Origin of the sequence: Deinococcus detaillensis, assembly GCF_007280555.1 — a bacterium.
Taxonomy (GTDB): domain Bacteria; phylum Deinococcota; class Deinococci; order Deinococcales; family Deinococcaceae; genus Deinococcus; species Deinococcus detaillensis.
This window is the reverse complement of sequence record NZ_VKDB01000033.1, coordinates 1-22,802: the sequence shown is the minus strand read 5'-3', so window position 1 is coordinate 22,802 and position 22,802 is coordinate 1. Positions and strand designations below refer to the sequence as shown.

The 22,802-nt window shown below is 63.7% G+C and carries 17 protein-coding genes; 13 read left to right on the top strand and 4 right to left on the bottom strand.

Features of this window, described 5'->3' with window-relative positions:
- Positions 1–203 precede the first annotated feature (203 nt).
- From FNU79_RS17100 to FNU79_RS17085, 4 genes are all read right to left on the bottom strand, one after another.
- Complete coding sequence (locus FNU79_RS17100; protein ID WP_143722006.1) at positions 204–1,457, bottom strand: hypothetical protein; 1,254 nt, start codon at positions 1,455–1,457, stop codon at positions 204–206.
- 39 nt (positions 1,458–1,496) lie between these two features.
- Entirely contained in the window at positions 1,497–2,777 is a 1,281-nt protein-coding gene (locus tag FNU79_RS17095) for a styrene monooxygenase/indole monooxygenase family protein (RefSeq protein ID WP_143722005.1), read from the bottom strand.
- Positions 2,778–3,047: 270 nt separating this feature from the next.
- Complete coding sequence (locus tag FNU79_RS17090) at positions 3,048–6,191, bottom strand: hypothetical protein (protein ID WP_143722004.1); 3,144 nt, start codon at positions 6,189–6,191, stop codon at positions 3,048–3,050.
- Between the two features lie 321 nt (positions 6,192–6,512).
- The gene (locus FNU79_RS17085) at positions 6,513–7,598 is read right to left on the bottom strand and encodes an alpha/beta fold hydrolase (RefSeq protein WP_143722003.1); all 1,086 of its coding nucleotides are present in this window, start codon (positions 7,596–7,598) and stop codon (positions 6,513–6,515) included.
- Between the two features lie 127 nt (positions 7,599–7,725).
- On the opposite strand from FNU79_RS17085, the gene FNU79_RS17080 reads away from it, so the two are divergent.
- From FNU79_RS17080 to FNU79_RS17020, 13 genes are all read left to right on the top strand, one after another.
- Positions 7,726–8,886, top strand: a complete 1,161-nt coding sequence (locus tag FNU79_RS17080; RefSeq protein ID WP_143722002.1) for an ABC transporter substrate-binding protein — start codon at positions 7,726–7,728, stop codon at positions 8,884–8,886.
- A gap of 209 nt (positions 8,887–9,095) precedes the next feature.
- Positions 9,096–10,145, top strand: coding sequence for an alpha/beta fold hydrolase (locus FNU79_RS17075; RefSeq protein WP_143722001.1), 1,050 nt, complete (start codon positions 9,096–9,098; stop codon positions 10,143–10,145).
- A 66-nt stretch (positions 10,146–10,211) separates the two neighbouring features.
- Complete coding sequence (locus tag FNU79_RS17070; protein ID WP_124875140.1) at positions 10,212–11,072, top strand: branched-chain amino acid ABC transporter permease; 861 nt, start codon at positions 10,212–10,214, stop codon at positions 11,070–11,072.
- Between the two features lie 11 nt (positions 11,073–11,083).
- Positions 11,084–12,058: a branched-chain amino acid ABC transporter permease gene (locus tag FNU79_RS17065; protein ID WP_143722000.1), complete on the top strand. Its 975-nt coding sequence runs from the start codon at positions 11,084–11,086 to the stop codon at positions 12,056–12,058.
- A complete protein-coding gene (locus tag FNU79_RS17060; RefSeq protein WP_143721999.1) occupies positions 12,055–12,798 on the top strand; it encodes an ABC transporter ATP-binding protein in 744 nt (247 codons plus the stop codon). The genes FNU79_RS17065 and FNU79_RS17060 overlap by 4 nt, the downstream gene beginning before the upstream one ends.
- Positions 12,799–12,877: 79 nt before the next feature.
- Positions 12,878–13,606 (top strand): ABC transporter ATP-binding protein, encoded by a 729-nt coding sequence (locus tag FNU79_RS17055; RefSeq protein ID WP_143721998.1) that lies wholly within the window; start codon positions 12,878–12,880, stop codon positions 13,604–13,606.
- Positions 13,607–13,715: 109 nt separating this feature from the next.
- Positions 13,716–16,757 carry a BTAD domain-containing putative transcriptional regulator gene (locus FNU79_RS19685; protein WP_143721997.1) on the top strand — a complete coding sequence of 1,014 codons (3,042 nt, stop codon included), beginning with the start codon at positions 13,716–13,718 and terminating at the stop codon, positions 16,755–16,757.
- 23 nt (positions 16,758–16,780) lie between these two features.
- On the top strand, positions 16,781–17,566 hold the full coding sequence (locus tag FNU79_RS17045) for a 3-hydroxybutyrate dehydrogenase (protein WP_143721996.1): 786 nt from the start codon (positions 16,781–16,783) through the stop codon (positions 17,564–17,566).
- A 211-nt stretch (positions 17,567–17,777) separates the two neighbouring features.
- Positions 17,778–18,578 (top strand): ABC transporter ATP-binding protein, encoded by an 801-nt coding sequence (locus FNU79_RS17040; RefSeq protein ID WP_143721995.1) that lies wholly within the window; start codon positions 17,778–17,780, stop codon positions 18,576–18,578.
- The gene (locus FNU79_RS17035) at positions 18,575–19,318 is read left to right on the top strand and encodes an ABC transporter ATP-binding protein (RefSeq protein WP_124875130.1); all 744 of its coding nucleotides are present in this window, start codon (positions 18,575–18,577) and stop codon (positions 19,316–19,318) included. The genes FNU79_RS17040 and FNU79_RS17035 overlap by 4 nt, the downstream gene beginning before the upstream one ends.
- A 37-nt stretch (positions 19,319–19,355) precedes the next feature.
- Complete coding sequence (locus FNU79_RS17030) at positions 19,356–20,591, top strand: ABC transporter substrate-binding protein (protein ID WP_143721994.1); 1,236 nt, start codon at positions 19,356–19,358, stop codon at positions 20,589–20,591.
- Positions 20,592–20,671: 80 nt separating this feature from the next.
- Positions 20,672–21,562 carry a branched-chain amino acid ABC transporter permease gene (locus FNU79_RS17025; protein ID WP_143721993.1) on the top strand — a complete coding sequence of 297 codons (891 nt, stop codon included), beginning with the start codon at positions 20,672–20,674 and terminating at the stop codon, positions 21,560–21,562.
- The gene (locus tag FNU79_RS17020) at positions 21,559–22,515 is read left to right on the top strand and encodes a branched-chain amino acid ABC transporter permease (protein WP_143721992.1); all 957 of its coding nucleotides are present in this window, start codon (positions 21,559–21,561) and stop codon (positions 22,513–22,515) included. The genes FNU79_RS17025 and FNU79_RS17020 overlap by 4 nt, the downstream gene beginning before the upstream one ends.
- Positions 22,516–22,802 lie beyond the last annotated feature (287 nt).

Below are 22,802 nucleotides of genomic sequence, written 5' to 3'. Positions count from 1 at the left end.
ATTGCCATTTGTTCGGGCAAGCTGCGCGGCGTCTCGCTTGAAGTCAGCGGTATAGATTCGGCGATTCGTCATGATGGGCCTCCTATTGTCGAGGCTTACCTTCATCTACGCAAAGCTATTGGGTCACCCTCAGCCTATTCAAGCCCTAAACTGCAAAGCGTCCCTTCTCTCAGATCGAGAAGGGGCGCTCTATTAACCTGGGCTTAGAACTTGCCCGAATCCGAAGCGATGGTCTTGCGGAATTCCACCAGATCGCGTTCTATCTTGCCGAGCTGGCGGCCAAATAGGCTGGCCTCGGCCCCCACACCGATACGGAATCCGGCGTCCAGCTTCCACTGGTAAGTGTTTTGCGGCGCGGTCACGCTGGCTCCGAAATCAGCGAAGATCTTGGGATGCACGAAGGCCGAGGCCAGACCGTAAAAGCGGACGCCTGCCCGCGCTCCGATATAGCCTTCAGCGTCCAGGCTGGCCGAGAACTTGGGCTTGGTGTAAGTGAACGACTGGGTGCGGTCGCTGATGGTGTTCCAGCCGTCGCCCTTGTCCCATTTGATGCCGTAACGGGCGTGGAACTCGTGGGTGGCGCTGAAGTCAACCTTGGCGCTGATCTTGCCGTTCGCGCCCGCCGTCATCACGATCTCGGGGCGCACGACGACGGGCAGGGGGCCAATCCAGTAGGTTCTGACCCGCATCTTGAAACGGGCCAGCTCGACTTCCTTCTTGAACAGGGTCTTGCTGCACTCGCCGCTGAGGCTCACGGTGGATTTCTCGTTCATCTCCACGCCCGCGTCGAAATGCTTGAGCTTGAACACCTTGAGTTTGGCGTTGGCGAACACCTTGAAGTCGGCGTAGAACGAGCCGTTCATCACCACCTTGCTGTCACCGTCCAGCTGACACAGGACTTTGTCCTTGATCTGGAGTTCCAGCTTGCCGATGGTCTTGGTGCCCTGGGGACGCAGGCCCTGCGGGACCAGCGCGGGCTGGCCGTTGATGAAGACCTCCACACCGCCCGTGGTATCGATCACCTGTTCTTCGATGTCGTCCAGCGACAGTTCTTCCTCGGCCATCAGCGTGCCGTTTTCCACCGCGTCTTCCAGACTGGCCTGGTCGGTCTCGACTTCGGTCAGGTTGCCCACCACCTTGACGCTCAGCACCCGGCGCAACATGCCGTCGGGAATGATGGGTGTGTCCTGGGACACCAGAATCTGTCCCGGCGCGAAGGCAGTGTCAGGCGAGGTTTTAAAGCGCAGGATGCTCAGATCGGGTGAGGCTGAAACCAGCGCCGTGCGAGCGGCGGGCGTCAGAATGCGGGTGTTGGGCGAGAGCGTGGTGTCTTCGGGGCGGGTGAAATCCGGATCGGGCAGCGTCTGGAGGGGGGGTTGGGGCGTGCCGCTCCCGCAGGACACGGCGAGAAGGCTCAGGGTCAGGGCGCTCAGCAGGAAGGATCGGTTTCTGGTCATGGTCGTGCTCCTGGGGTGGTGGGAAATGAGGGGGGTAGTTCAGGCGGTCATTGGCTGAGAGGTGCTGCTGTGCTGCTCTACGAACCGCGCGGCTTCCTGCGGATCGGCCAGCCACGGAAAAAACTGCGGCGGGTGGTTAAAGGCGTTAACGAAGGCGTGCGCCACGCCGGGCCGGGTCTGCGCCGCGCCCAGCACTTCCAGCACATGCGGCGGTGGCGGCCCCAGTAGGGCATTGGTCCAGTCGGTGACAAAGCGGGCGTAGCTCCAGTACTCCTCGAAGGTGCCGGTCATCCAGGCGCGGTCAAAGGGCCGCTCGCCGCGCCACAGGATCCGTTCCAGATAAATCGCCGCCGCCTTGGCCGCACTCCCAGCTCCCTGGCCGGTCAGCGGATCGTTGAGCACCAGCGTGTCGCCCAGGCCCAGCACCTCGCGGCCCGACGGCAAGGTGGCGACGGGACGGCGCACCCCTGGCGTGACCCGGCCCGTCAGGGTGGCCTGGGCGTCGGTGAGTTCAGCGTGCTGGGTGCGCTCGTATTCCCAGGGCAGGAACTGGCGCAGCAGGTCTTGCATCAGGGCCAGATGCTGCTGCGGGTCACGCACCCCGGCGAACACGTCCAGCGGGCCGCCGGGAACTGCTTCGATCAGCACGTTCTCGTAGGGCTGGGTGCCGCCGTCCTCGCTGGTGGTCAGGCCCGGCAGCAAGAAGACCTCGCCCACGCCGGGAATCAGGTTGAAGCTGACAGCACTGTGGTCTGGCCGGGGAGCGACATTCTTCAGATAAGCCAGGGCCAGATGCCGCTGGGGGGCGTTGTAAGGGCTGCGTTCGGCGTCGCGCTCAAACAGTTGACCCAGCTCACCTTTGCCGGTGGCGATCAGCGTCAAATCATGAACGGCGCTGAGCCGCTCGGCAGTCTGGACGTCGGCGTTCTCCAGCACGACGCTGCCGCCGCGCTTCTCAAATTCGCGCAGCCAGCCCGCAAACTTAAGTCGCTGATCGACGCTGTAGGCTGGTTTATCCAGCCGTGCGGAGAAAGCCAGCGCCTTTTGTCCGGCCAGTTCGGGATGCGGCACGCTCAGGGCAATGCCCTCGACGGGTGGGCAGGCCGCTTCCCAGAAGTTCAACCCCTGCTGCCGTTCGGTGGTGCAGGCGTCATGGAAGAGGGCCTGTGTGCTCATGATCCGCCCCGCCAGAATTTGTTCAGGGGTTCGGTCCGATACCAGCGTGACCACGTAGCCGTTGGCCTGTAATCCCAGCGCCAGCTGCAAGCCTGCCTGTCCTGCGCCGATAATCGCTATGTTGCCCGTGACTTTGTTGCTCATTTCTTTATCCTCCTTCTGAATGGAGCGAGGCTGGGCCATAAAAAGAGGCCGCCTCAGCCGGAAAGGGCCAGCGTTCTGGAGCAACGGTGAAAAATTCAGCGCTCGTTGCGACTTGAGCCGCGTGCTACTCGGTGAACGGTCAATCTGCTCTGGAACTGCCTAGAGATTAGAAGAGACCCGTGACATGGCCGTGACGTCGTGACGACCGCATGGTGACATGCGAGTAGGACAGTATTTTCAGTTACTATTTCAATGGGCCAACTGAATTTCTTAGAAAACGCTCATCTCTTGATCTCGCAGGAAATCTTCCCAGGTATCGGGTAACTTCTCGCCCAGCAGGGCGCAGCGCTGGCGAACTTCGGCGTACAGGGACAGTAGCTCCATGATCTCGCCGCTCTGGCGCAGGTTGCGTAGCGTCAGGGCCAGCGCGGCCCAGTCAAAAGGATCGGTGTCGAGCAGGATGCGGCCCAGCCGGGCGGCCTCGCGCGGATCGTGGGGTTCTGCTGCGTAGCCCGCGCTCCGCAGGCCGTACACCAGAACGTCGCGGGCGCTGGAGAGTTCACCTTCGAAGTCGGCCAGATACGCGCCGCGCCACAGTTTCGTGTCACGGGTGTTCAGAAAGTCCTCAGCGTCGCTGCCCAGCTCACCCAGAGCGTAGCCGCCACCCGCGCCCAAGCCAGTTTCGCGGCGCAGCACGCTCTGCGGCCCCAGCGCCGCACGCAGACGGCGAACCTGCTGACGCAGCCGCGCACCAGAGCGTTCGGGGTCGTCGTCGGGGTACAGCATCTCCAGAAGTTCGGTCTGAGCCACGCCCGAACGCCCAGCCAGTCGCGCTTCGAGTAGCCTTACCAGGACACGAAGGCCACCGGGTGAGCGTAGTGGTAGCGGCTGCTCGCCCTGGGTCACGCGCACCTCGCCCAGTACTTCAAGCCGCAGGGATTCGGTAAAACTGGGCGCTGGTGTCGCTTCCGACTCATCTGGCGGAAAGTAACTCAGGGCGGTGCGGGCGTAGCTGTGCAACTCATGCTGCTGAAAGAAGGCCAGCCGTCCTTCGGCACTCGTGCGGTCTGCACGGAGTCGGTCTGCTTCTAGCCCGAAGCGTTCAGCAAAGTTGATATTTTGCAACGCCCTGGCCTGCTCGTAAGCGTTATCGAACATTTGTGCGGCGGCCTCTGTGTGTCCCTGTCGCTCCAGCACGAAGCCCTGTGCGAAGGTGTAGGAGGGACGGGTGGCATGCTGTCCGCTCTGCTCTATCAATGCTCCGCCCTCAGCGATAAGTTGTTCGGCTCTACCCAGATCACCGTGAGCTGCTTCAGCCCAGGCGGCGACACTCAGCAGCCAGGCCAGCAGCACCATATCGTGAACCTCGTAGCCCAACCGTACTGCTTTTCGCGCATGGCGTACGGCGATCAGAGCGTCGGCTGGCCTGGCCCACTCGAGATACAGGTGGGTCAGGGAAAGCTGGGTCAGCGCTGCGTGGCGCGATGCCGGATCACCGCCCAGCAAGTTCAGTACGGCCATCAGCAGATCCTCAGCTTCTCCAAATTTTGCTAGAAAAACCAGACACTCGGCGCGGTTGATCTGGGTGCGGGCTATCAACCGGGGATCCCCTCTGGTCTCTGCCAGTTGGACAGCTTCTGCAGCACCAGCGTCGGCCCCGGGCAGTTGCAATGCCCAGGTCAGCATCTGGGTCTGCTCTAACAGCAGTTCGATGCGTGCCGCCGTCAGTCCCGATCTAGCCGTAATCTCCAGCGCTTGGGCTATGCTGACAAACACCAACGGATCGGCCTGTGAGACCTGCGCCCGCACCAGAGCGTGTAAAAGCGCCACCCGTTCTGCTGCATCTAGTGGATGATCCAGTGCGGCCCGGATACCGGCCACCGCCGATTCAAATTCACCCAGATGAACCCGTGCCAACGCAACCGCCGTTTGAAGCTGCGGACGTCCCTCCAGCTCGCTTCCGTGTTCCTGCCAGACTCGCATGGCCCCGCTATAGTCCGAGGCGTTAACCCGCGTTTCTAACAGGGTGGCCCAGTAATCGGGCTGCGCCTTGATCTCATCGGGAGCTGCTTCCAGTAGCCACTCAGCTTCCTGTCCACGCCCAGAGGTCGACAGCAGATGGGCGCACAGGCCCAGCGCCCCGGCATTCATCGGATCGAGCTGCCGCGCCTGGCTGGCCCGCGCCAGCGACCGCTCGGCATGAAGGGGATGCAGTGCCAGAGCTGCCTTCATGGCCGCCTCGGCACGTTGTTCAGCGGGAACCACTTCAACCAGAGCGTCATAGTATTCAGCCACTCGCGTCTCATCGCCGCGTTCCCTGGCTATCTTCAGCGCACGTTTCAGGAGTGTAGCGGTTTTCGCAGCGGGCCACTGCGCCCAAATCAGAAACTGTGCGGCCCGCTCCGGTGCGGCCTCCAGAATTTCGGCGCAGCGGCGGGCCAGCTCGCGCCGCAGTGAAGCTGGAAGTTCACGCAGCGCCACTTCCCGGAACAGCGGATGGGCAAAGGTCTGTGCCGCGCGGACCCCGCTGATGTGTGCCAGGGTTTTGAGTGCGCTGACCTGCGCCAGATCAAGCCCGCTGAGAGCGGCGGCAGTTTCGGCTTCCAGCGCCTCACCCGGCAAGGCAGTGTCCCAAAGCGCCCACAGCCCCAGCAGGGTTTCCGCACCGGAGCCTACCGTCAGACGCGACAGATGATCGGCAATCAGGGCCTCCACGCTCAGCGGGAGGGTGGAAACGGGCGGCTCGTGCCAGCGCCAGCGTCCGTCGGCAGCGTCCAGATACAGTGCGCCGCTGCGGTTGAGGTGCCGGAAAAATTCGAGCAAAAACAGTGGATTGCCGCGCCCACGCGATTCGATCCAGTCGAGGGCAGCTGGGGGCAGCGGAGCACCCGCCTGCGCTTCCAGCAGTTCGCGGCCCGTCAGCCCGTCCAGCGGGATCAGGCGCTGTTCGGCAAACGGCTCGGGCAGCGGTGTGCGGCTGCTGATCAGCAGGGCCACCCCGTGCGTGTGGGTTAAGTGACGGGCCAGCGCCGTCCAGAATTCGGCGGCCCGCTCGCTACTGGCCACTTCGTGGAAATCCTCAGCCCACACCAGCGCGGGCGCGGCGTGACCCAGGAGGGCGCTCACGGCGCTGGCCAGAACCACAGCGTCGGGTGATTGACCGGCCAAAGCGCGTTCCAGCGTTTGTCTGGCCCATGTGGGCGCAGTTGGATATGACAGCAATGGCCCGAACCCTGTTTCGAAATCTCGGGTATGCAGCGTGAGCTTCAGACCGCCCACTCCCGCCAGCAAGCGCTGCCCGAGGTGGCTTTTACCGATGCCCGGTTCGCCGACCACCGCCAGCGCCAAGCCGCCCCGGCGTGCGTGAACATAATCTACTCGGCGAATCAGCGTTTGCAAGAGGTCGGGGGCCATCAGAAATCTCCCTTTGGTAATCGTAAAAAGTTCAACAGGATTAGTAAACTGTATTTGTTCTCTCATTGTGACATGAATCGGCGATTAGGCACCTACTTTTTTTGGCATTCGGAGCTAGAAGGTCCACTGACGATTGGATAGAGGAATGTTGCCAACCGCGTCCGAATCCTGCTCAAAAACTGTCGGGTACTGAGGCCCAAGCGCTCTTCCAGGGGTGGTTTTGTTATGCTGGCAGCCTGGCCAAAAACCCGCGCGGGTTTTTCACCGTCATTTTCAACGTCGATGACCAGACAGTTGAAGACACTGCAGCATCGACCTACGTCAGAGCTGCTGCAGATATTCTGCGGCAGATACACAAGGAAGCGGCGTCACCGGAGTGTTCAGCAAAGCCTGCAACTGAACAGCAAAGGCCGCCGTGCCATTGACGCAGCCCAGATGGCCCTGCGAGGAGGCGAATTCCATGTGGGTATGATTCACGCCCGCTCCCGCCGAAGCCTGTGCGAAGGCCCGCATTTCGGCGGCAGGGAAGAACTGATCCACAGCAATATTCACGGTCAGCAACCGCAACCCTGATCCGGCCCAACGGGCAAAGAGTTCCGAGGAGGGGGCCACAGCCGCGAGGTTGTGCGTTTCGATCAGCCGGGCAAGATCTAGGATGTGTGGCAGGCTGGCTGTTCCTGAGCGGGAGGACAGGTAGCTGCCAAAATTGCCGTCGCGGAACATCAATTCCATCCCGTCGGCACCCAGGCCGAAGAAGGTGATCAGGCGCAAAGCTTCATCAGGGCTGCCTGCCTGCGCGACCTGCCGTAGAAAGGGTGTGAAGGCGTCGCGCAGTGCCGGGCCGATCTGCGGACTGGTCGCCACCGCCATCACTCGCGGCGCGAGTTCGGGAGTGATGGCCGCCCACTGGAGCGCTTGCAATCCGCCCAGACTGGGGCCAACCACCGCGTGCCAGCGGGGCGCACCCAGCGCACGCATCAGCCCGAGCTGAGCGGCATGCAGGTCGCCGAAATCCCAAGCCGGGAAACGAGGCCCCCAAATTTGTCCGTCTGGGTGAGCAGTATCCGGCCCGGTGGTCACGATGCTGAGGTCATGGGCCTGCACGTTGGAGAGCGTATTCATGCAGATCACGAAAAAACGGTCTGTGTCCAGCGCCAGTCCTGGCCCGATCAGCGCGGCCCACCAGCCGGGCGTGCCGTCCGGGTTAAGGCCCGCTGCACGCATGGTGCCGGTGTAGTAATGGCAGACCAGCACGGCGTTGTCACGCGCCGGGTTCAGTGTGCCCCACGACTGTGCGCCCAGTCTCAGCGGCACATCCACGCCTGCGAAAGTCGCCTGGGCCGAGAAAACCCACTCGCCCGGTTCTTTGCCTGATTCCAGCTTTGCCGCCCTTAACGTATCGCTCATTAGGTCAAGGGTAGGCGCGGGGCGTTACTGGTTGGTCACAGTAAAGCAAGGAGAGGGTGCTGCTTACCCCTTCCCTCTCTACCGTTGTAACGCCCCCGTGACGCCCCTCACTTACACTGCCCATGTTATGAAAACTCTACTTCTGACGGGCATGCTGCTCGCGGTTTCCGGTGCGGGCGCGGTGAAAGTGGGCGTGTTGCTTCCCCTCTCGGGCGGAGGCAGCGTTTCGGGCCAGGCGGCCAAGAACGGTTACGACCTGGCACTGGACGAGATCAACAAAGCCGGAGGCGTGCTGGGCAAACCGCTGGAACTGGTCTACGGCGACGACGCCAGCTCCCCGGCCAAAGCCGTGCCGGAATTCGTCAAGCTGGTCACGGTGGACAAAGTGGACTTCATGGCGGGCGGCGTGAGCAGCGCGGTCAGCGTGGCCCTGTCCGGCCCGGCCAAACAGTACAACACCTTTATGGCCTGGATCGGGGCGGCGGCCACTCCCGTTGAAGACGCGTTTGCCGACCACAAGTATTTCTTTCACTACCACCCGTGGTCTTACTACAATTTTGAGGCCATCTTGGGCTTCTTCAAGACCCTCAAGGTCAAGGAGGGAGCCAAGAATATCGCCATCGCCTACGAGGACGGCCCCTTCGGCAGCGCGGGGATCGACGCCACCGTGGACGCCTTCAAGAAAGCGGGATTTAACGTTGTCCTGGCCGAGAAGTTTAAGACGGGCAGCGGCAACTTCGGCCCGCTGGTCAGCAAGGCCAAGGCTGCCAAGCCCGACATTCTGTACTGGGTAGGCTACGACACTGACGCCCTGCCGCTGGCGACCGAGATCAAGCAGCAAAACCTCAAGCTGGGCCTGATTTACGGCACCCCGCCGAGCTGGCCGGTGGGCTTCGAGAAAAATCCCCTCTCCAACGACATTGCGGGCCTGAGCTTATGGCTGCCCACCAGCCCCAACCGCGAGAGCCGCTTGTTCGTGAACGCCTACAAGAAAAAGTTCGGCAACGTGACCGAGGAATATTTTGCGCCGCTGGCCTACGTGAACCTCAAATCGCTGGCCGCCGCCATCAACAAAGCGGGCAGCGTGGACAAGGACGCAGTGGCCGCCGAACTGGCCAAGACCAACATGCGCTCGCCCTTCGGCACGCTGACCTTCAGCAAGAGCCTCAAGACCCAGTACCAGGGCTTCAAAGCGGGCAACTGGTTGCACTTCCAGTTCCTCGACGACGCCCGCGTACCGGTGTATCCGGTCAAGTTTGCCAAAAAGGCTTTGGTGTGGAACAAGTAGGAGTCTGAGGACGCACAGCGGCAGAGTGGAGCTGCGACGGTTGCACGCACCACTCTGACCCCTTGGAAAAGAGGCACGGACAGTTTCTGCGCTTCTCAGCTGCCTTTCAAGTGGGGTTGGCCGCATGAGCGAACGGGCTGGAACAACTCCGCAGGAGAGGGGATTCTCGAAGGAGCGTCCCCTTGCCAGCCGAGGAACAGGGAGCCGACATGACACTCACTTCACGAACACTCCAGACCTCACGCCTGAAAACCGCTGTATTGGAACGCCCCGCGATGGGCGAGGCCAAACGGCGGCTTCTGCTGGTTCACGGCAACGTGTCCGACAGCGAATTTTTCCGTGACCTGATGGAAAGCTTGCCGAACGATATTCACGCTGTCGCCCCTGATCTGCGCGGCTACGGCGACAGCGAGGCCAAGCCGATTGACGCCACGCGCGGCCTGAAGGACTGGTCTGACGATCTGCTGGTTCTGCTGGACGCGCTGGAATGGAAAGACGCACATCTGCTGGGCTGGAGCATGGGCGGCGGCGTGGTCATGCAGGTGGCGTTGAGCGCACCAGAGCGGGTTCAGTCGTTGACGCTGGTGGCCCCGGTCAGCCCCTACGGCTTCGGCGGCACGCACGGCGCGGACAGCACGCCCAACACGCCGGATTTTGCGGGTTCAGGCGGCGGAACGGTCAACGCGGCCTTTGTCCCCTTGATCACTGCCGGAGACCGCTCGGATGCACCGGGCAGCCCGCGAGACGTGATGCGGAAGTTCTACTTCAACGCCGCACAGTTTCAGCCAGACCCACAGAAGGAAGAGGCGTGGGTCACCTCCATGCTCAAAACGCGCACCGGGGACGGCTTCTATCCTGGCGACATGACCCCCAGCGAACACTGGCCGAATGTCGCACCGGGAACCGCTGGGGTGGCCAACGCCTTCAGCTCCAAATACATGAACCTCTCGGCCTTTGCTGAGCTGACTCCGCCGCCGCCTGTGCTGTGGGTGCGCGGGGACGCCGACGCTATCGTGGGGGACACCAGCCTGTTTGATCTGGCCCAGCTTGGCGCACTGGGCGCGGTTCCCGGCTGGCCCGGCGCGGACGTCTGCCCGCCTCAGCCGATGCTTCTCCAGATGCGAACGGTGCTGGAACGTGGTGAAGTTAACGGTGGACAGTGGCACGAGCTGGTGCTGCCCGGCGTGGGCCATTCACCGTTCATTGAAGCGCCTGACGAGTTCGGGGCAGCGTTTCTGGAACATTTGAACCAGAGTTAAAATCTGCACCTCTTTCTTCTTTCAAACACCAAGAAGCCAAATAAATCGTCACCTTACGGAGCCCCAATGGACCTCTTTTTACAAACCCTGCTCAACGGCATGTTGCAGAGCGGCATTTACGCGCTGGTGGCCTCCGGGCTGGCGCTGGCGGTGGGCGTGGTGGGCATCGTCAACTTCGCGCACGGCGAGTTCCTGATGATCGGGGCCTTCATGGCCTGGGCGGCCAGCGCTTTTCTGGGCATTGATCCGCTGCTGTCACTGCCTATCGTGGCGGTGGCGGTCTTCGGCGTGGGGGCACTGACCTACCGCGTCAGCATCCGGCATGTGCTACTGGCTCCGGAACTCAACCAGATGCTGCTGACCTTCGGGTTGGGCATCCTGCTGCAAAATCTGGCGCTGATGCTGCTGGGCGGCAACACCCGCACCGTCACCACGCCTTATCAGGCCAGCAGCCTCAACATTGGCGAGCTGAGCATCGGCGGCCCCAAAGCCATCGCCTTCGGACTGGCGGTGGTTCTGCTGGGAGCGCTGTATTTCATGCTGTACCGCACGGTGCTGGGCCGCCAGATGCGGGCCGTGGCGCAGAACCGCCGGGGCGCGCAATTGATCGGGATACCAGTGGACCGCGTTTATCTGATCGCTTTCGGCGTGTCCTGCGGACTGGCAGCCGTGGCGGGCGTGCTGGTCAGCGTGCTGCTGTTTGCCTCGCCCACCGTGGGACTGGTCTTCGCGCTGAAAGCCTTTGCCATCATCGTGATGGCGGGGCTGGGCAACCTGACCGGCGTGCTGTGGGCCTCGGTGATTCTGGGTCTGTCTGAAGCGCTGGTGCAGACCTACGTGCCCGGGGGCGGCGGCTGGAGCGACGCCGTATTCTTCCTGATGATATTCGGCACCCTAGTAATCCGCTCGTTCAGGAAGGCGGCGTGAGGGCAGACCGGATGACGCCCGCTTCCAAACGGCAGGCCGCCCGCAAACCGGACATCACTGGAATAGCTTTGGTGCCGCTGGCAATTTTTTTCGTGCTGGCACTGGCCTTCCCCTTCCTACCACTGGGCGATAGGGGCGCGTACCTGTTGCAAATCGGCTTCTTCACGCTGGTGGCCGGAATCATGGCGCTGTCGTGGGACATTCTGGCACGCAGTGGGCAGGTCAGTCTGGCACACGCGGCGTTTTACGGGATGGGCGCTTACGGCTACGCGCTGCTGCTCAAAACCGGGCTGGCTTGGCCGCTGGCGATGCCTCTGGCGGCGCTGGGCACGGGCATGATCAGCCTGATTTTAGGATTGGTGACCATGCGCCTGAGCGGCATGTACTTCGCCATCGCCACCCTCGCCTTTACCGAAGTCGTGCGAACCATCATCCAGAACCTGCCCGAAGATGTAGCGGGCGGCGCGAACGGCCTGCTGGTTCCGGCGCTGCTGGGCGGCGATTCGCGCGGACAGTACCTGTTGGCCCTGCTGCTGCTGGCGCTGACGGCCGGCGTGAGTCTGGCGGTGCGCACAGGCCGCCTGCACCACGCCTTCGCCGCCATCCGGCAGGGCGAGGAAACGGCGCGGGTGCTGGGCGTCTCCACTGTGCGCTACAAGCTGGCGGCCTTCTTCATCTCCAGCTTTCTGGCAGCGCTGGCGGGCGTGCTGTATGCGGGCAAGACTTTCTTTATCAGCCCGCTGGACACTTTCAGCCTCGCCAATTCCATCGCGCCGCTAACCACCAGCATTTTTGGTGGACTGTACACCACGCTGGGGCCAATCCTGGGCGCAACCGTGCTGCGTATTGCAGAGGAAGCGCTGCACAACGTCGTCAAGAACGGCTATCTGGTGGTCTACGGCTTGGTGCTGATGCTGAGCATTTTGTGGCTGCCGCGTGGGCTGATGGGCCTGCTGCGGCGCGGACGGCACGGGGGCGACGTATGACGGGTCAGGTTGTGCTGCGGGCCGATGGCCTGAGCAAGAGTTTCGGCGGCCTCCAAGCCGTCCAGAACGTCACCTTCGACCACTACGACGGCGAGATTCTGGCGGTCATCGGGCCGAATGGGGCGGGCAAGACCACCCTCCTCAACCTGCTGTCGGGGGTTTACCGACCCAGTTCCGGGCGGCTGGAACTGCTGGGCCAGGACGTGACGCACTCACCGATGGAACACCGCTGTCACGCGGGACTGGGCCGCGCCTTTCAGGTGGTGCGCCCCTTCCCCGAAATGACCGTCCACGAGAATGTGACGGTGGGGGCGCTGTTCGGGCAACCCGGCACCAGCTTGCCGCAGGCCCGCGAACGCGCCTATGACCTGCTGGAGCGCACCGGACTGGCCGATCAAGCCGCCCGCGCCGCCCACGAACTGACCCTCCTGCAAGACAAGCGTATGGAAATCGCCCGCGCCCTGGCAACGGGTCCCCGCGTCCTGCTGCTAGATGAGGTGATGGCCGGTCTGCGCCCCGGCGAGGCGGCGGAGGCCGTGGAACTAATTCGGGGCGTGCGGGCCGACGGTGTCAGCGTGCTGTTTATTGAACACATCATGCCGGTGGTACGTGATCTGGCAGACCGCGTGGTGGTCATGGATCAGGGGCAGGTCATCGCCCACGGCACCTACCGGGAGGTCACGGCCCACCCGCAGGTGGTGGCCGCGTACCTGGGCACCGAAGAGGGGCTGGGAGCGTGAGTGAGATGTTGGGTCTAAGTGTTGGAGAGTCCAAGGGTCTGGCACTGTGGGAAAGTTTGAGCATCGCAGAGGCCACTCCATGACCGCCCTGCAAGGCCAGGAACTGATCATTGAAAACCTCGCCGCTGGCTACGGCAAGATTCAGGTGCTCTGGGACGTCAGCGTGCGCGTCGGGCCAGGGGAGTTCGTCGCCATGATCGGAGCAAACGGTGCAGGCAAGACCACCACCCTGCGGGCCGTCAGCGGCGTGGTGCGGCCCACCGGCGGCAGTATTCGCCTGGGCGGGCACGACATCACCCGCGCCACGCCGACGCAGATCGTGGGCCTGGGTCTGGGCCATGTTCCCGAAGGCCGAGAACTGTTCGGCCTGATGACTGTGCGCGAGAATCTGGAACTGGGCGCGGCCATGCGCCCCGAGGCCCGTGCCAAGCAGGCTCAAACGCTGGAACACGTCTACTCGCTGTTTCCGCGCCTGGCCGAACGCTCCGGGCAACTGGCCGGAACCCTGTCGGGCGGCGAGCAGCAGATGGTAGCGGTGGGCCGCGCGTTAATGGGCCGTCCCAGCGTGCTGGTGGTGGACGAACCCAGCCTGGGCCTCTCACCTTTGATGACCCAGACGGTATTTGGAGCGCTCAAAGCCGTCCACGCCGAGGGCGTCAGCGTGCTGCTGGTGGAACAGAACGTGGGCCTGAGCCTCAAATTGGCGCAGCGGGCCTATGTGCTGGAAAACGGCGAAGTGGTCAAGGAAGGCACCGGCGCGGCGTTGCTGGCCGATCCCAGCGTGCGCGAGGCGTATCTGGCGCTGTGAGGGTTGGTACGGCTGACGGCTGACTACACCCCAGACGAGCGGATTGCCACCAGCCGTTCAATCACCGGGCTGTTAGATTCCGTCAGCGGCATCCTGCTAGCATTCGCCCATGACCCTCACCTGGCGTGACCTGACTTCGCGGCGACGGGCGCGGGTACCAGCGGTGCGTGGGGCGCTGGCCCGGCCCCGCCTTCAGGCGGTGATGGACACTGCCCGGGTGCTGCTGCTGGTGGCCCCGGCAGGCTACGGCAAGACCACTGCGCTGGCGGCGAGTCTGGCCGTGGGAGCGCATGCTTGGCTGACCCTGGACGCCGACGACGCTGACCCGCAGGTACTTGCCGCCGGACTGGCGCTGGCCGCCGAGAATTTACCGGGTGGCGCGGCAGTGGCCGAACTGCTGGACGCCGGAGCTTCTCCCCGCCGTGTGGCCGCACGCATGGCAGATTTGCTGGATGCCTGCGGGGGTCTGCTGGTATTGGATGAAGCGCAGTATTTAAGTGGCGCACCTGTCGGGGACCTTCTGCGCGAGTTGCTCAGCGGCGGCCTCCCCGGCACTACGGCTGGCCGGCTGGCACTACTGTCACGCGTGCCGCTCGCACTGCCGGAACTGGCCCGGCTGGACGCAGCAGGCGAGGTCGTGCGGCTGGGAACGTCTGAGCTGGCCTTCACCCGGCAAGAGGTGGGGGCGCTGCTGCGCGCCAGTGGCCTGAATCCCACCGACGCGGAGTTGCGGCTGGCCCACACCGTGACCGAGGGCTGGCCCATCGCCGTGCGTTTTCTGGCCCAGGCGGCGGCGCAGGGACGCGTTCAACTGACCACCCTGGCCGATCTGGACGGCGGCGAGGCGCAACTGGGAACGCTGTTTGCCTACCTGGCCTCCGAGGTGCTGGGACCGCTGGAGCCGGCTCTGCGCGGCGTGTTGACACGCGGCAGCTTGTTTGAAGAGCTGACCCCCGAACTCGCCCGCGCCGTGCTGGACGAGCCGAACGGCGCGGCGCTGCTAGAGACATTGGCGAACGGCGGCACTTTTCTCACCCGTTCAGAACATCTGAGCGCTTCAGAGGGGAGCGTTTACCGCGCCCATCCACTGCTCCGCGCCCATCTGCGGGCGGGCTTGCCGGAGGCCGAGATTCAGGTTCTGGCCTCGCGCGGGGCGGCGTATTTTGAGCGTACCGGACGGCCCCGCCGGGCGCTGGCGGCTCATCTCTTGTCGGGCGACACGGCGCGGGCGGCGTCGCTGCTCTCGGTGCACGGAGCAGGCTGGCTGGATCAGGGGCGGGCCGGACTGATTGAGCGCAGTCTGGGAAGAATGCCGCGCACGGTCTGGACGCCTGAACTGCATGCGCTGGCGGGCGACGCCCTGCGCCTCTCGTCGCGGTACGGCGAGGCGGTGGCCGAATATGAACAGGCCACACCCCTCTTGCGGGCGCTGGGGCAGGTGCAGGTGGCGCTGGATACCGTGCAGCCAGACGGGGCGTGGGAGGCGCTGGAGGTGGCGGCAACCCTGAACCCTGACTCGCAGACGCTGCGGCGCATGTGGGCTGAGAATCTGCTGAATGCCGGGCGGCTGCCCGAGGCGCTGGCGTTAGAACCGGAGCTGGCGAACGGAGCGCGGGCAGCCCTGAGGTGCGGCGATCTTGGGCGGGCGCTCGAGCTGGCGCTGGCCGCGGCACGCGGCGAGGCGGGCGGCACCCGGGCGGCCCAGAACCACCGCGAGGGCTTGCTGCTGGCCGCTTTCGTCTCGGCACTGTGCGGAGAGTCAGCCCTGGCCGCCGAACACGCCCGCGCCGGACTGGCTGAGGGTGAACGCCTAGAAAGCCCATTTGTGCGCTCATTGGCGCTGGCGCGGCTGGGTCATGCCGGGATGACGGCGGGCGATCTGGATGGTGCGCGGGCCTCCTACGAACAGGCTCTGACGCTGGCGCAGCACGTTTCGGGCCGCCTGCGTGTGGAGCCGCTGATGGGCCTGGCCGCGCTGGTAGGCCGGGCGGGTGACCCGGCGCGGGCCACGGTGCTGAAAACCGAGGCGCTGGCCCAGACTGGCGGTGACGGGTACATGGCGGGCCTGCTGCATCTGGCGGCGGCGCTGGGCATACAGGAGGGCGGGGGAGTGGACGCGTCTGGACTGGACTCGGCCTTCGCTGCCTTCCAGATTTGTGGCGACGCCTTTGGCCTGGCCTGCGTGGCGCTGGCCCGTTTCGCAGCGGGTAGCGGTGGGGGTTTGGAGGCAGCGCAGGCAGCGGCGCGTTATCCTTTCCTGCTGACTCGGCGCTGCCTGTTCTCTCCGGTCTCTGATTTATCTGGGCGGGCGCGGCTGCTGGCGCAGTTGGCGCAGGCGCAGCCCGAACTTCAAGTAGCTCTGCTGCCCATTGCCCGCGAGCTGGGTTACTCAGAGCTGCCCCATCCCGATCAGACGCCCGGTTTCTCCGTTCAGATTGCTGTGTTGGGCCGTGTGTCGGTCACGCGCAGCCATGAGACGAGGGGGCGCGAATGGGGCCGGGTCAGAGCGCGTGATCTGCTGGCGCTTCTGTCAGTGCATGACGCTGGCCTACCGCGTGAGACGGCCCAGGAAGCGCTGTTTCCGGGAGCCGATCCTGGCGTGGGCGAACGCAACTTTCGCGTGACCCTCCATGCGCTGGGTCAGGTACTGGAGGAGGGGGCGGTCAGCGGCGTGTTTCTGGAACGCGGTGACTGGATTCGCCTGAAAATCGGTTCCGATCTGCGCGTTGATCTGCACGCGGCCCGCGCCCTGTTGGACGCGCAGACTGGAAAAGCAGGGCGACTGGAGGGCCTGCTGACTTTGCCCAGTCAGGTGGCCGACTCCGATCTGGACGACGTGCAGCAAGAAGCCCAGCGTTACGCGGCCCGATTGCCCGAAGCCCTGGCCGCCGAGGCCGAATACGCGCTGAATGTCGGGGAGTTTGGGAACGCTATTCGCGCCGCCGAACGTGCCCTCACTCTGGACGCGGCCCACGAGAGCGCCGCCCACACCCTGATGCGGGCTTGGCACGCACGCGGCAACGCCGCCGCCGCCCGCCGCGTCTATGAACAGCTTCGCAGCGCCCTGGGTGAGCTGGGATTGAAGCCGCTGCCGAACACACGGGCGCTCGGCGGAGACACATCAGAACCTGCGCCCAGAATGCTCCGGTAACGCTTCCCCTTTACACTCCAGGCATGACAACTCCAAAAGAACCCAGTTCACCAGAACATAGAACCGCGCTGGTCACGGGCGGCACGGGCGGCATCGGACTCGCCATCGCCCGCAGATTTCAGGCGGATGGAATGCAGGTGGCCGTCCTCGATCTAGACCGGCCTGGGGCACGCGACATCGCCGCCGAACACGGCCTGACCTTTATAAGAGCAGACCTGGGACAGCGTGAGGATTGTCGCCGCGCCGTAGATGAGACGGTGGCCGCGCTGGGCGGGCTGGACGTGCTGGTCAACAACGCGGGCTTTCAACACATTGCCCCAGTGGCCGATTTCCCCGAAGACACTTGGGACGCCATGCTGCGCGTGATGCTGACCGCGCCTTTTTTGCTGTCCAAGTACGCCTGGCCGTCTCTGATTCGCAGCGGGCAGGGCCGCATCATCAATGTATCCAGCATTCACGGCCATGTCGCCAGCCCCTTCAAGAGCGCTTATGTCAGCGCCAAGCACGGGCTGATTGGCCTGACGCGCACGGCGGCGCTGGAGGCAGGCGAGCAGGGCTTGACGGTCAACGCCATCTGCCCCGGTTACGTGCGGACGCCGCTGGTCACGGGCCAGATGGCTGATCAGGCCCGCACGCGCGGCATCAGTGTTGAGGAAGTGGAGCAGCGGGTGATGCTCGAAAGCGCGGCCATCAAACAACTGCTCAACCCCGAGGATATCGCCGCTCTCGCCAGCTATGTCGCCAGCCCCGCCGCCTGGGGCATGACCGGCGCGGTGCTGGACTTGGATCTGGGGTGGACGGCGCGGTAGACGTAGGGCTGGACAGGCCATCTGGGAGTCACGGGACTGAACGGGCTGTACAGAGTTCGGAAGGCGTCACCCCCTCCCTGTCTCCCCGTTGATCTGAAGCACAGGCTGTAACCCAGATGTGACACCGGGACTCTATACTTCCCGGCGTGCCACAACCCACGAATGACACAGCAAGGAGGACGATGCTCGATTTTGCACCCATACCTTTCTTATGACGGCGCAGACCCAGCTCGCCCCACCGATAGGCGTGGACAACGGGCCGAGTGTGGCGCTGGAGGCAAGGAATCTGATCAAGGATTTCCGGGGCTTCCGCGCCACCAACGACGTAACGCTAGACATTCATGAGGGCGAGATTCACGCCATCATCGGCCCCAACGGGGCGGGCAAGACCACCCTTTTCAATCTGCTGTCGGGCTTTCTGAAACCCACTTCGGGCGAGGTCCGACTGTTTGGGGAGCGCATTGACACGCTGCCGCCCCACCAGATCGTGCGGCGCGGGCTGTCGCGCTCTTTTCAGATCAGCAGCGTGTTTCCCACCATGACGGTGCGGGAAAACCTGCTGGTGGCGCTGCAATCCAGAAGCCGCCTGCCGGGGCAATTCTGGACGCCACTTTCACGGCTGGAAAAGCTGGGCCCGCAGGCCGACGCGATTCTGGCGGACGTGGGGCTGGCCGACTCTCACGCGCGGCTGGCGGCGGATCTGAGTCACGGTGAAAAGCGGCAACTGGAAATCGGCATCTCGCTGACCCAGGAGCCGCGCGTGCTGCTGCTGGACGAACCCACCTCCGGCATGGGTTCGGAGGGCATTGACCGCGTGAAAGCGCTGGTGCGGCAAGTGGCGCAGGGGCGCACGGTGGTGCTGGTAGAACACAACATGAGCGTGGTCTCGGAGCTGGCGGACCGCATCACGGTGTTGCAGTACGGCTCGTTGCTGGCCAGCGGCAGTTACGACGAGGTCCGTCAGGATCCCCGCGTGATCGAGGCCTATCTGGGCGATGAGGGTGACGAATGACCGCGCCGCACATGTCAGCGGTCAGCACCCCGCCACCTTCTGTCCCCCCGCTGCTGGACGTGCGTGATCTGAACGCTTACTACGGCCAAAGTCACGTTCTGCACGGCGTCAACCTGCACGTCCAGCCAGGCGAGATCGTCAGCTTGATCGGGCGCAACGGGGCGGGTAAGACCACCACCCTGCGCAGCATCATGGGGGCGCTTCGTTCGCGCACCGGCAGCGTCACCTTTGATGGACAGGACATTCTGCGCCTGCCCAGCAACCGCGTCGCCGCGCGTGGGCTGGCCTGGGTGCCGGAGGAACGCGCCATCATGAGCACCCTGACCGTACGCGAGAATCTGGAACTGCCGCCCGCCCGCCCCGGCGGCTGGACCACCGAACGCGCCTACGAGGCGTTCCCGGTGCTGCGCGAGCGCGGCCACCACCCCGGCAGCAAACTTTCGGGCGGCGAGCAGCAGATGCTGGCGATTGTTCGCGTCTTGCGCAGCGCCCCCCGATTGCTGCTGCTGGACGAACCCAGCGAGGGCCTCGCACCGGTGATCGTGCAGCGCATCGGCGACATCATCCAGAAACTGCGCACAGAGGGTCTGTCGGTGCTGCTGGTGGAACAGAACCTGAAATTTGCCACCCGCCTGGCGGACCGCCATTACGTCTTCGTGGACGGCCAGATTGTTGATGAGGTGTCCCGCGCCGACGCTGTGGCCCGCCGCGAGGACCTCCTGAAATATCTGAGTGTTTAACACGCCTACCCCCTTTCCCCTCCTGGAGGATTTCAACATGAAAAAAGCCAAACTGACTGCCATCATCGCCCCCGCCCTCGTAACTGCCGCCCTGTTTTCCGTGACCGCCGCTCTGGCGCAGGGAGCCAAACTCAGCGACAACGCCATTAAAATCGGCGTCCTGACCGATCTCTCGGGCGTGTATTCGGAGCTGTCCGGCCCCGGCAGCGTCAAGGCCGCGCAGATGGCCGCCGACGACTTCATGGCCACCAACGCCGCCTACAAGGGCAAGGTGCAGGTCATCGGCGTGGATCACCAGAACAAAGCGGACGTCGCCAGCAACAAAGCTGCCGAGATGATTGACCGCCAGAACGTGGACGTGCTGATGGACTTGCCCACAAGCTCTGCTGCGCTGGCCGCCTCCGAAGTGGCCAAGGGCAAAAAGATTCCGGTGATGGTGGTCACCGGCGGCACCACCGCGCTGACCAACGAGAAGTGCAGCAAGTACACCTTCCACTACGCCTACGACAACTTCATGCTCGCCAACGGCACCGGCACCGCCGTGACCAAACGCGGCGGCAACAGCTGGTACATCATCTACCCCAACTACGCCTTTGGCCAAGATCTTGACCGGCAGATGACGGCGGCCATCAAGGAAAACGGCGGCAAGCTGGTCACTCCCAGCGACGCCACCCCGTTTCCCAACACTGATTTTTCCTCGTACCTGCTGAAGGCGCAGAGCCTCAAGCCCAAGATCTTCGGCACCATGCAGGCGGGCAATGATCTGGTGAACGTGGTCAAGCAGTACAACGAGTTCGGCCTGAAAAAGCAGGGCATCGGTCTGGGCATCGGCCTGCTGTTTGAAACCGACGTGGCGGCGCTGGGTCAGGACGCCTACGCGGGCGCACTGGCCACCGTGCCGTGGTATTGGAACCTGGATCAGCGCAGCCGTGACTGGACGGCCAAGTTCGAGAAAGCCTTCGGCAAGAAACCCACCTGGGCACAGGCCGGGGTCTACAGCGCCACCATGACCTATCTTCAGGCCGTATCCCGCGCCAAGAGCGATAACGGCGACGCGGTGGTCAAGGCCCTGGAAGGCTACCGCTTCAGCGACTTCTTCGCCCGGAGCGCCTACATCCGTCCGCAGGATCACCGCGTGACGCTGGACGTCTACACCGTGCAGGTCAAGGCCAAGGCGCAGGCCAAGGAAGCGGGCGACATCTTTACCAAGGTGGCCACCATTCCCTCCGCCAAAGCGTTCGCGCCCGTGGCCGAAACCAAGTGCAAATTCTGAGGATCGGCTAGAGGGGGCGGGGCCGGGACGCTGAACCGGGCGTCTCCGGCCCCCAATCCTTTTGACGTCATGGAAAATACATGAATACACAACTGCTGCTGATTCAAGTGTTCAACGGTCTGGTCAATGGGGCGTTCTACGCGCTGCTGAGCCTGGGCCTGGCGGTGATCTTCGGGATGCTGCGGATCGTCAACTTCATGCATGGGGCGCTGTACATGCTGGGGGCCTTCACCGCTTTCGCGCTGGGGCAGGCGTTCGGACTGGGCTTCTGGCCCGCGCTGATCCTGGCCCCGCTGATCGTGGGGGTGCTGGGGATGGTACTGGAACGCACACTCCTTTCGCGCCTGTACGGTCTGGAACCCAGTTACAACCTGCTGCTGACCTTCGGCCTGACGCTGCTGACCCAGGATCTGGTCAAGCAGGTGATGCTCAGTCAGTTTGCCGTGTCCAGTGCGCCGTACACCACGCCGGAGGTGCTGACCGGGGTGGTCAATCTGGGCTTCGTGGTCTTTCCCAAATACCGCCTGTTCGTGATCGCGCTGACGCTGGTGATCTGTTTGGTGACTTGGTTCGTGATCGAGAAGACGCGGGTGGGAGCGATCATCCGCGCCAGCACTGAGAATCCCAGTGTGACGCGGGCCTTCGGGATCGACGTGAGCAAGTGGGTGACAGGCGTCTTCGGCGTGGGCGTGGGTCTGGCCGGACTGGCCGGGGTGCTGGCCGCGCCGATCTACTCGGTGGAGCCGTACATGGGTGCAGAGTTGATCATTACCACCTTCGCCGTGGTGGTCATCGGCGGGTTGGGCAGCATTCTGGGCAGCGTCGTGACTGGCTTCGCGGTGGGCGTGCTGGCAGCGGTGGGCGCGGCGATTTACCCGCCGATTGCCAACACGCTGGTCTTCGTCCTGATGGCGATTGTGCTGCTGGTACGCCCCAGCGGCCTGTTCGGTCTGCCCGAGGGGACACGGTGACCACCATTCCCCGCACCGCCTCTCGCAATGACCGCGAGCGCACCATCCGCGCCGCCTGGATAATTGGACTGGGGCTGCTGCTGCTGATCCTGCCCCGGCTGATCTACCCGGTGCTGGCGCTGGACATCCTGGCCTGGGGGCTGTTCGCAGTGGCCTTTGACCTGCTGTTCGGTTTTTCGGGGCTGCTGTCTTTCGGCCACGCCGCCTTCTGGGGCAGCAGCGCCTATTTCACTGCTTACCTGCTGGCAAGCGGTCAGAGTGTGCCCGTCGCCATGCTGGGCGGCACCCTGAGTGCGCTGGTGCTGGCCGTGCCCATCGCTTACCTGAGCGTTCGCAGCGCGGGTATCTATTTCAGTATGATTACGCTGGCCTTCGCGCAGATGGTCTACTTCGTGGCGCTGCAATGGACTGACGTGACAGGCGGCGAGAACGGCCTTCAGGGCTTTGAGCGCCCCAGCCTCTTTGGGCTAGATTTTAGCAACAGCGTCACGCGCTATTACTTTTGCCTCGCAGTGTTCGCGCTGGGCTTTTACATCGCCTACCGCACGGTGCGCAGTCCCTTCGGGCAGGCGCAGCAGGCAGTGCGCGACAACGAACAGCGCGCCCAGAGCATCGGCTACAATCCGGTGCGCTTCAAGTTCACCGCCTTCATGATCAGCGCCGGGCTGGCGGGGCTGGCAGGCAGTATGTACACCTTCGGCCACGGCGTGGTCAGCCTGGACGTGACCAAGTGGACCACCAGCGGTGAGGTTGTCATGATGACCTTGCTAGGCGGAACCGCCACACTGTTTGGCCCAGCGGTGGGCGCGGGTCTGGTACTGCTGCTGCGGGATCAGTTAACCACTTCCAGCCTGCCCGTGGGCATCGTGACTGGTCTGGTATTTGTCGTGGTGGTGCTCTTCTTCCGCGCTGGAGTCGTCGGCACGGTGCAGGGATGGCTCCGCCGCCGCTGAAGTTGGCGTTCCTTCTCCTTCTCGCCGGGTTCTGGCAAGTTGTTGCGGTGGCTCTGTCAGGTTGATCGGGTATCTGATGGACAGAGCGGAGGGGTGCTAAAGTTCAGGCTACCTCTGCGCCGACCTCACGCCACGTCCGAAATTTAAGGCGTATTTCGCGGATATACCATTCAAACGGGTAATGCTCCCAGAAATCCTTCCAAAAACGTCCGCCCACTTGCGAGGGTAGGGCACACTGGAGGGAAATTATGGGAAAACAGCGAAAGAAGTGGCCGACCGACACCAAA

Bases quoted from the DNA above. Each gene is read 5' to 3' on its own strand.
- FNU79_RS17100 (WP_143722006.1), bottom strand. From the start codon at position 1,457: ATGACCAGAAACCGATCCTTCCTGCTGAGCGCCCTGACCCTGAGCCTT.
- FNU79_RS17095 (WP_143722005.1), bottom strand. From the start codon at position 2,777: ATGAGCAACAAAGTCACGGGCAACATAGCGATTATCGGCGCAGGACAG.
- FNU79_RS17090 (WP_143722004.1), bottom strand. From the start codon at position 6,191: ATGGCCCCCGACCTCTTGCAAACGCTGATTCGCCGAGTAGATTATGTT.
- FNU79_RS17085 (WP_143722003.1), bottom strand. From the start codon at position 7,598: ATGAGCGATACGTTAAGGGCGGCAAAGCTGGAATCAGGCAAAGAACCG.
- FNU79_RS17080 (WP_143722002.1), top strand. From the start codon at position 7,726: ATGAAAACTCTACTTCTGACGGGCATGCTGCTCGCGGTTTCCGGTGCG.
- FNU79_RS17075 (WP_143722001.1), top strand. From the start codon at position 9,096: ATGACACTCACTTCACGAACACTCCAGACCTCACGCCTGAAAACCGCT.
- FNU79_RS17070 (WP_124875140.1), top strand. From the start codon at position 10,212: ATGGACCTCTTTTTACAAACCCTGCTCAACGGCATGTTGCAGAGCGGC.
- FNU79_RS17065 (WP_143722000.1), top strand. From the start codon at position 11,084: ATGACGCCCGCTTCCAAACGGCAGGCCGCCCGCAAACCGGACATCACT.
- FNU79_RS17060 (WP_143721999.1), top strand. From the start codon at position 12,055: ATGACGGGTCAGGTTGTGCTGCGGGCCGATGGCCTGAGCAAGAGTTTC.
- FNU79_RS17055 (WP_143721998.1), top strand. From the start codon at position 12,878: ATGACCGCCCTGCAAGGCCAGGAACTGATCATTGAAAACCTCGCCGCT.
- FNU79_RS19685 (WP_143721997.1), top strand. From the start codon at position 13,716: ATGACCCTCACCTGGCGTGACCTGACTTCGCGGCGACGGGCGCGGGTA.
- FNU79_RS17045 (WP_143721996.1), top strand. From the start codon at position 16,781: ATGACAACTCCAAAAGAACCCAGTTCACCAGAACATAGAACCGCGCTG.
- FNU79_RS17040 (WP_143721995.1), top strand. From the start codon at position 17,778: ATGACGGCGCAGACCCAGCTCGCCCCACCGATAGGCGTGGACAACGGG.
- FNU79_RS17035 (WP_124875130.1), top strand. From the start codon at position 18,575: ATGACCGCGCCGCACATGTCAGCGGTCAGCACCCCGCCACCTTCTGTC.
- FNU79_RS17030 (WP_143721994.1), top strand. From the start codon at position 19,356: ATGAAAAAAGCCAAACTGACTGCCATCATCGCCCCCGCCCTCGTAACT.
- FNU79_RS17025 (WP_143721993.1), top strand. From the start codon at position 20,672: ATGAATACACAACTGCTGCTGATTCAAGTGTTCAACGGTCTGGTCAAT.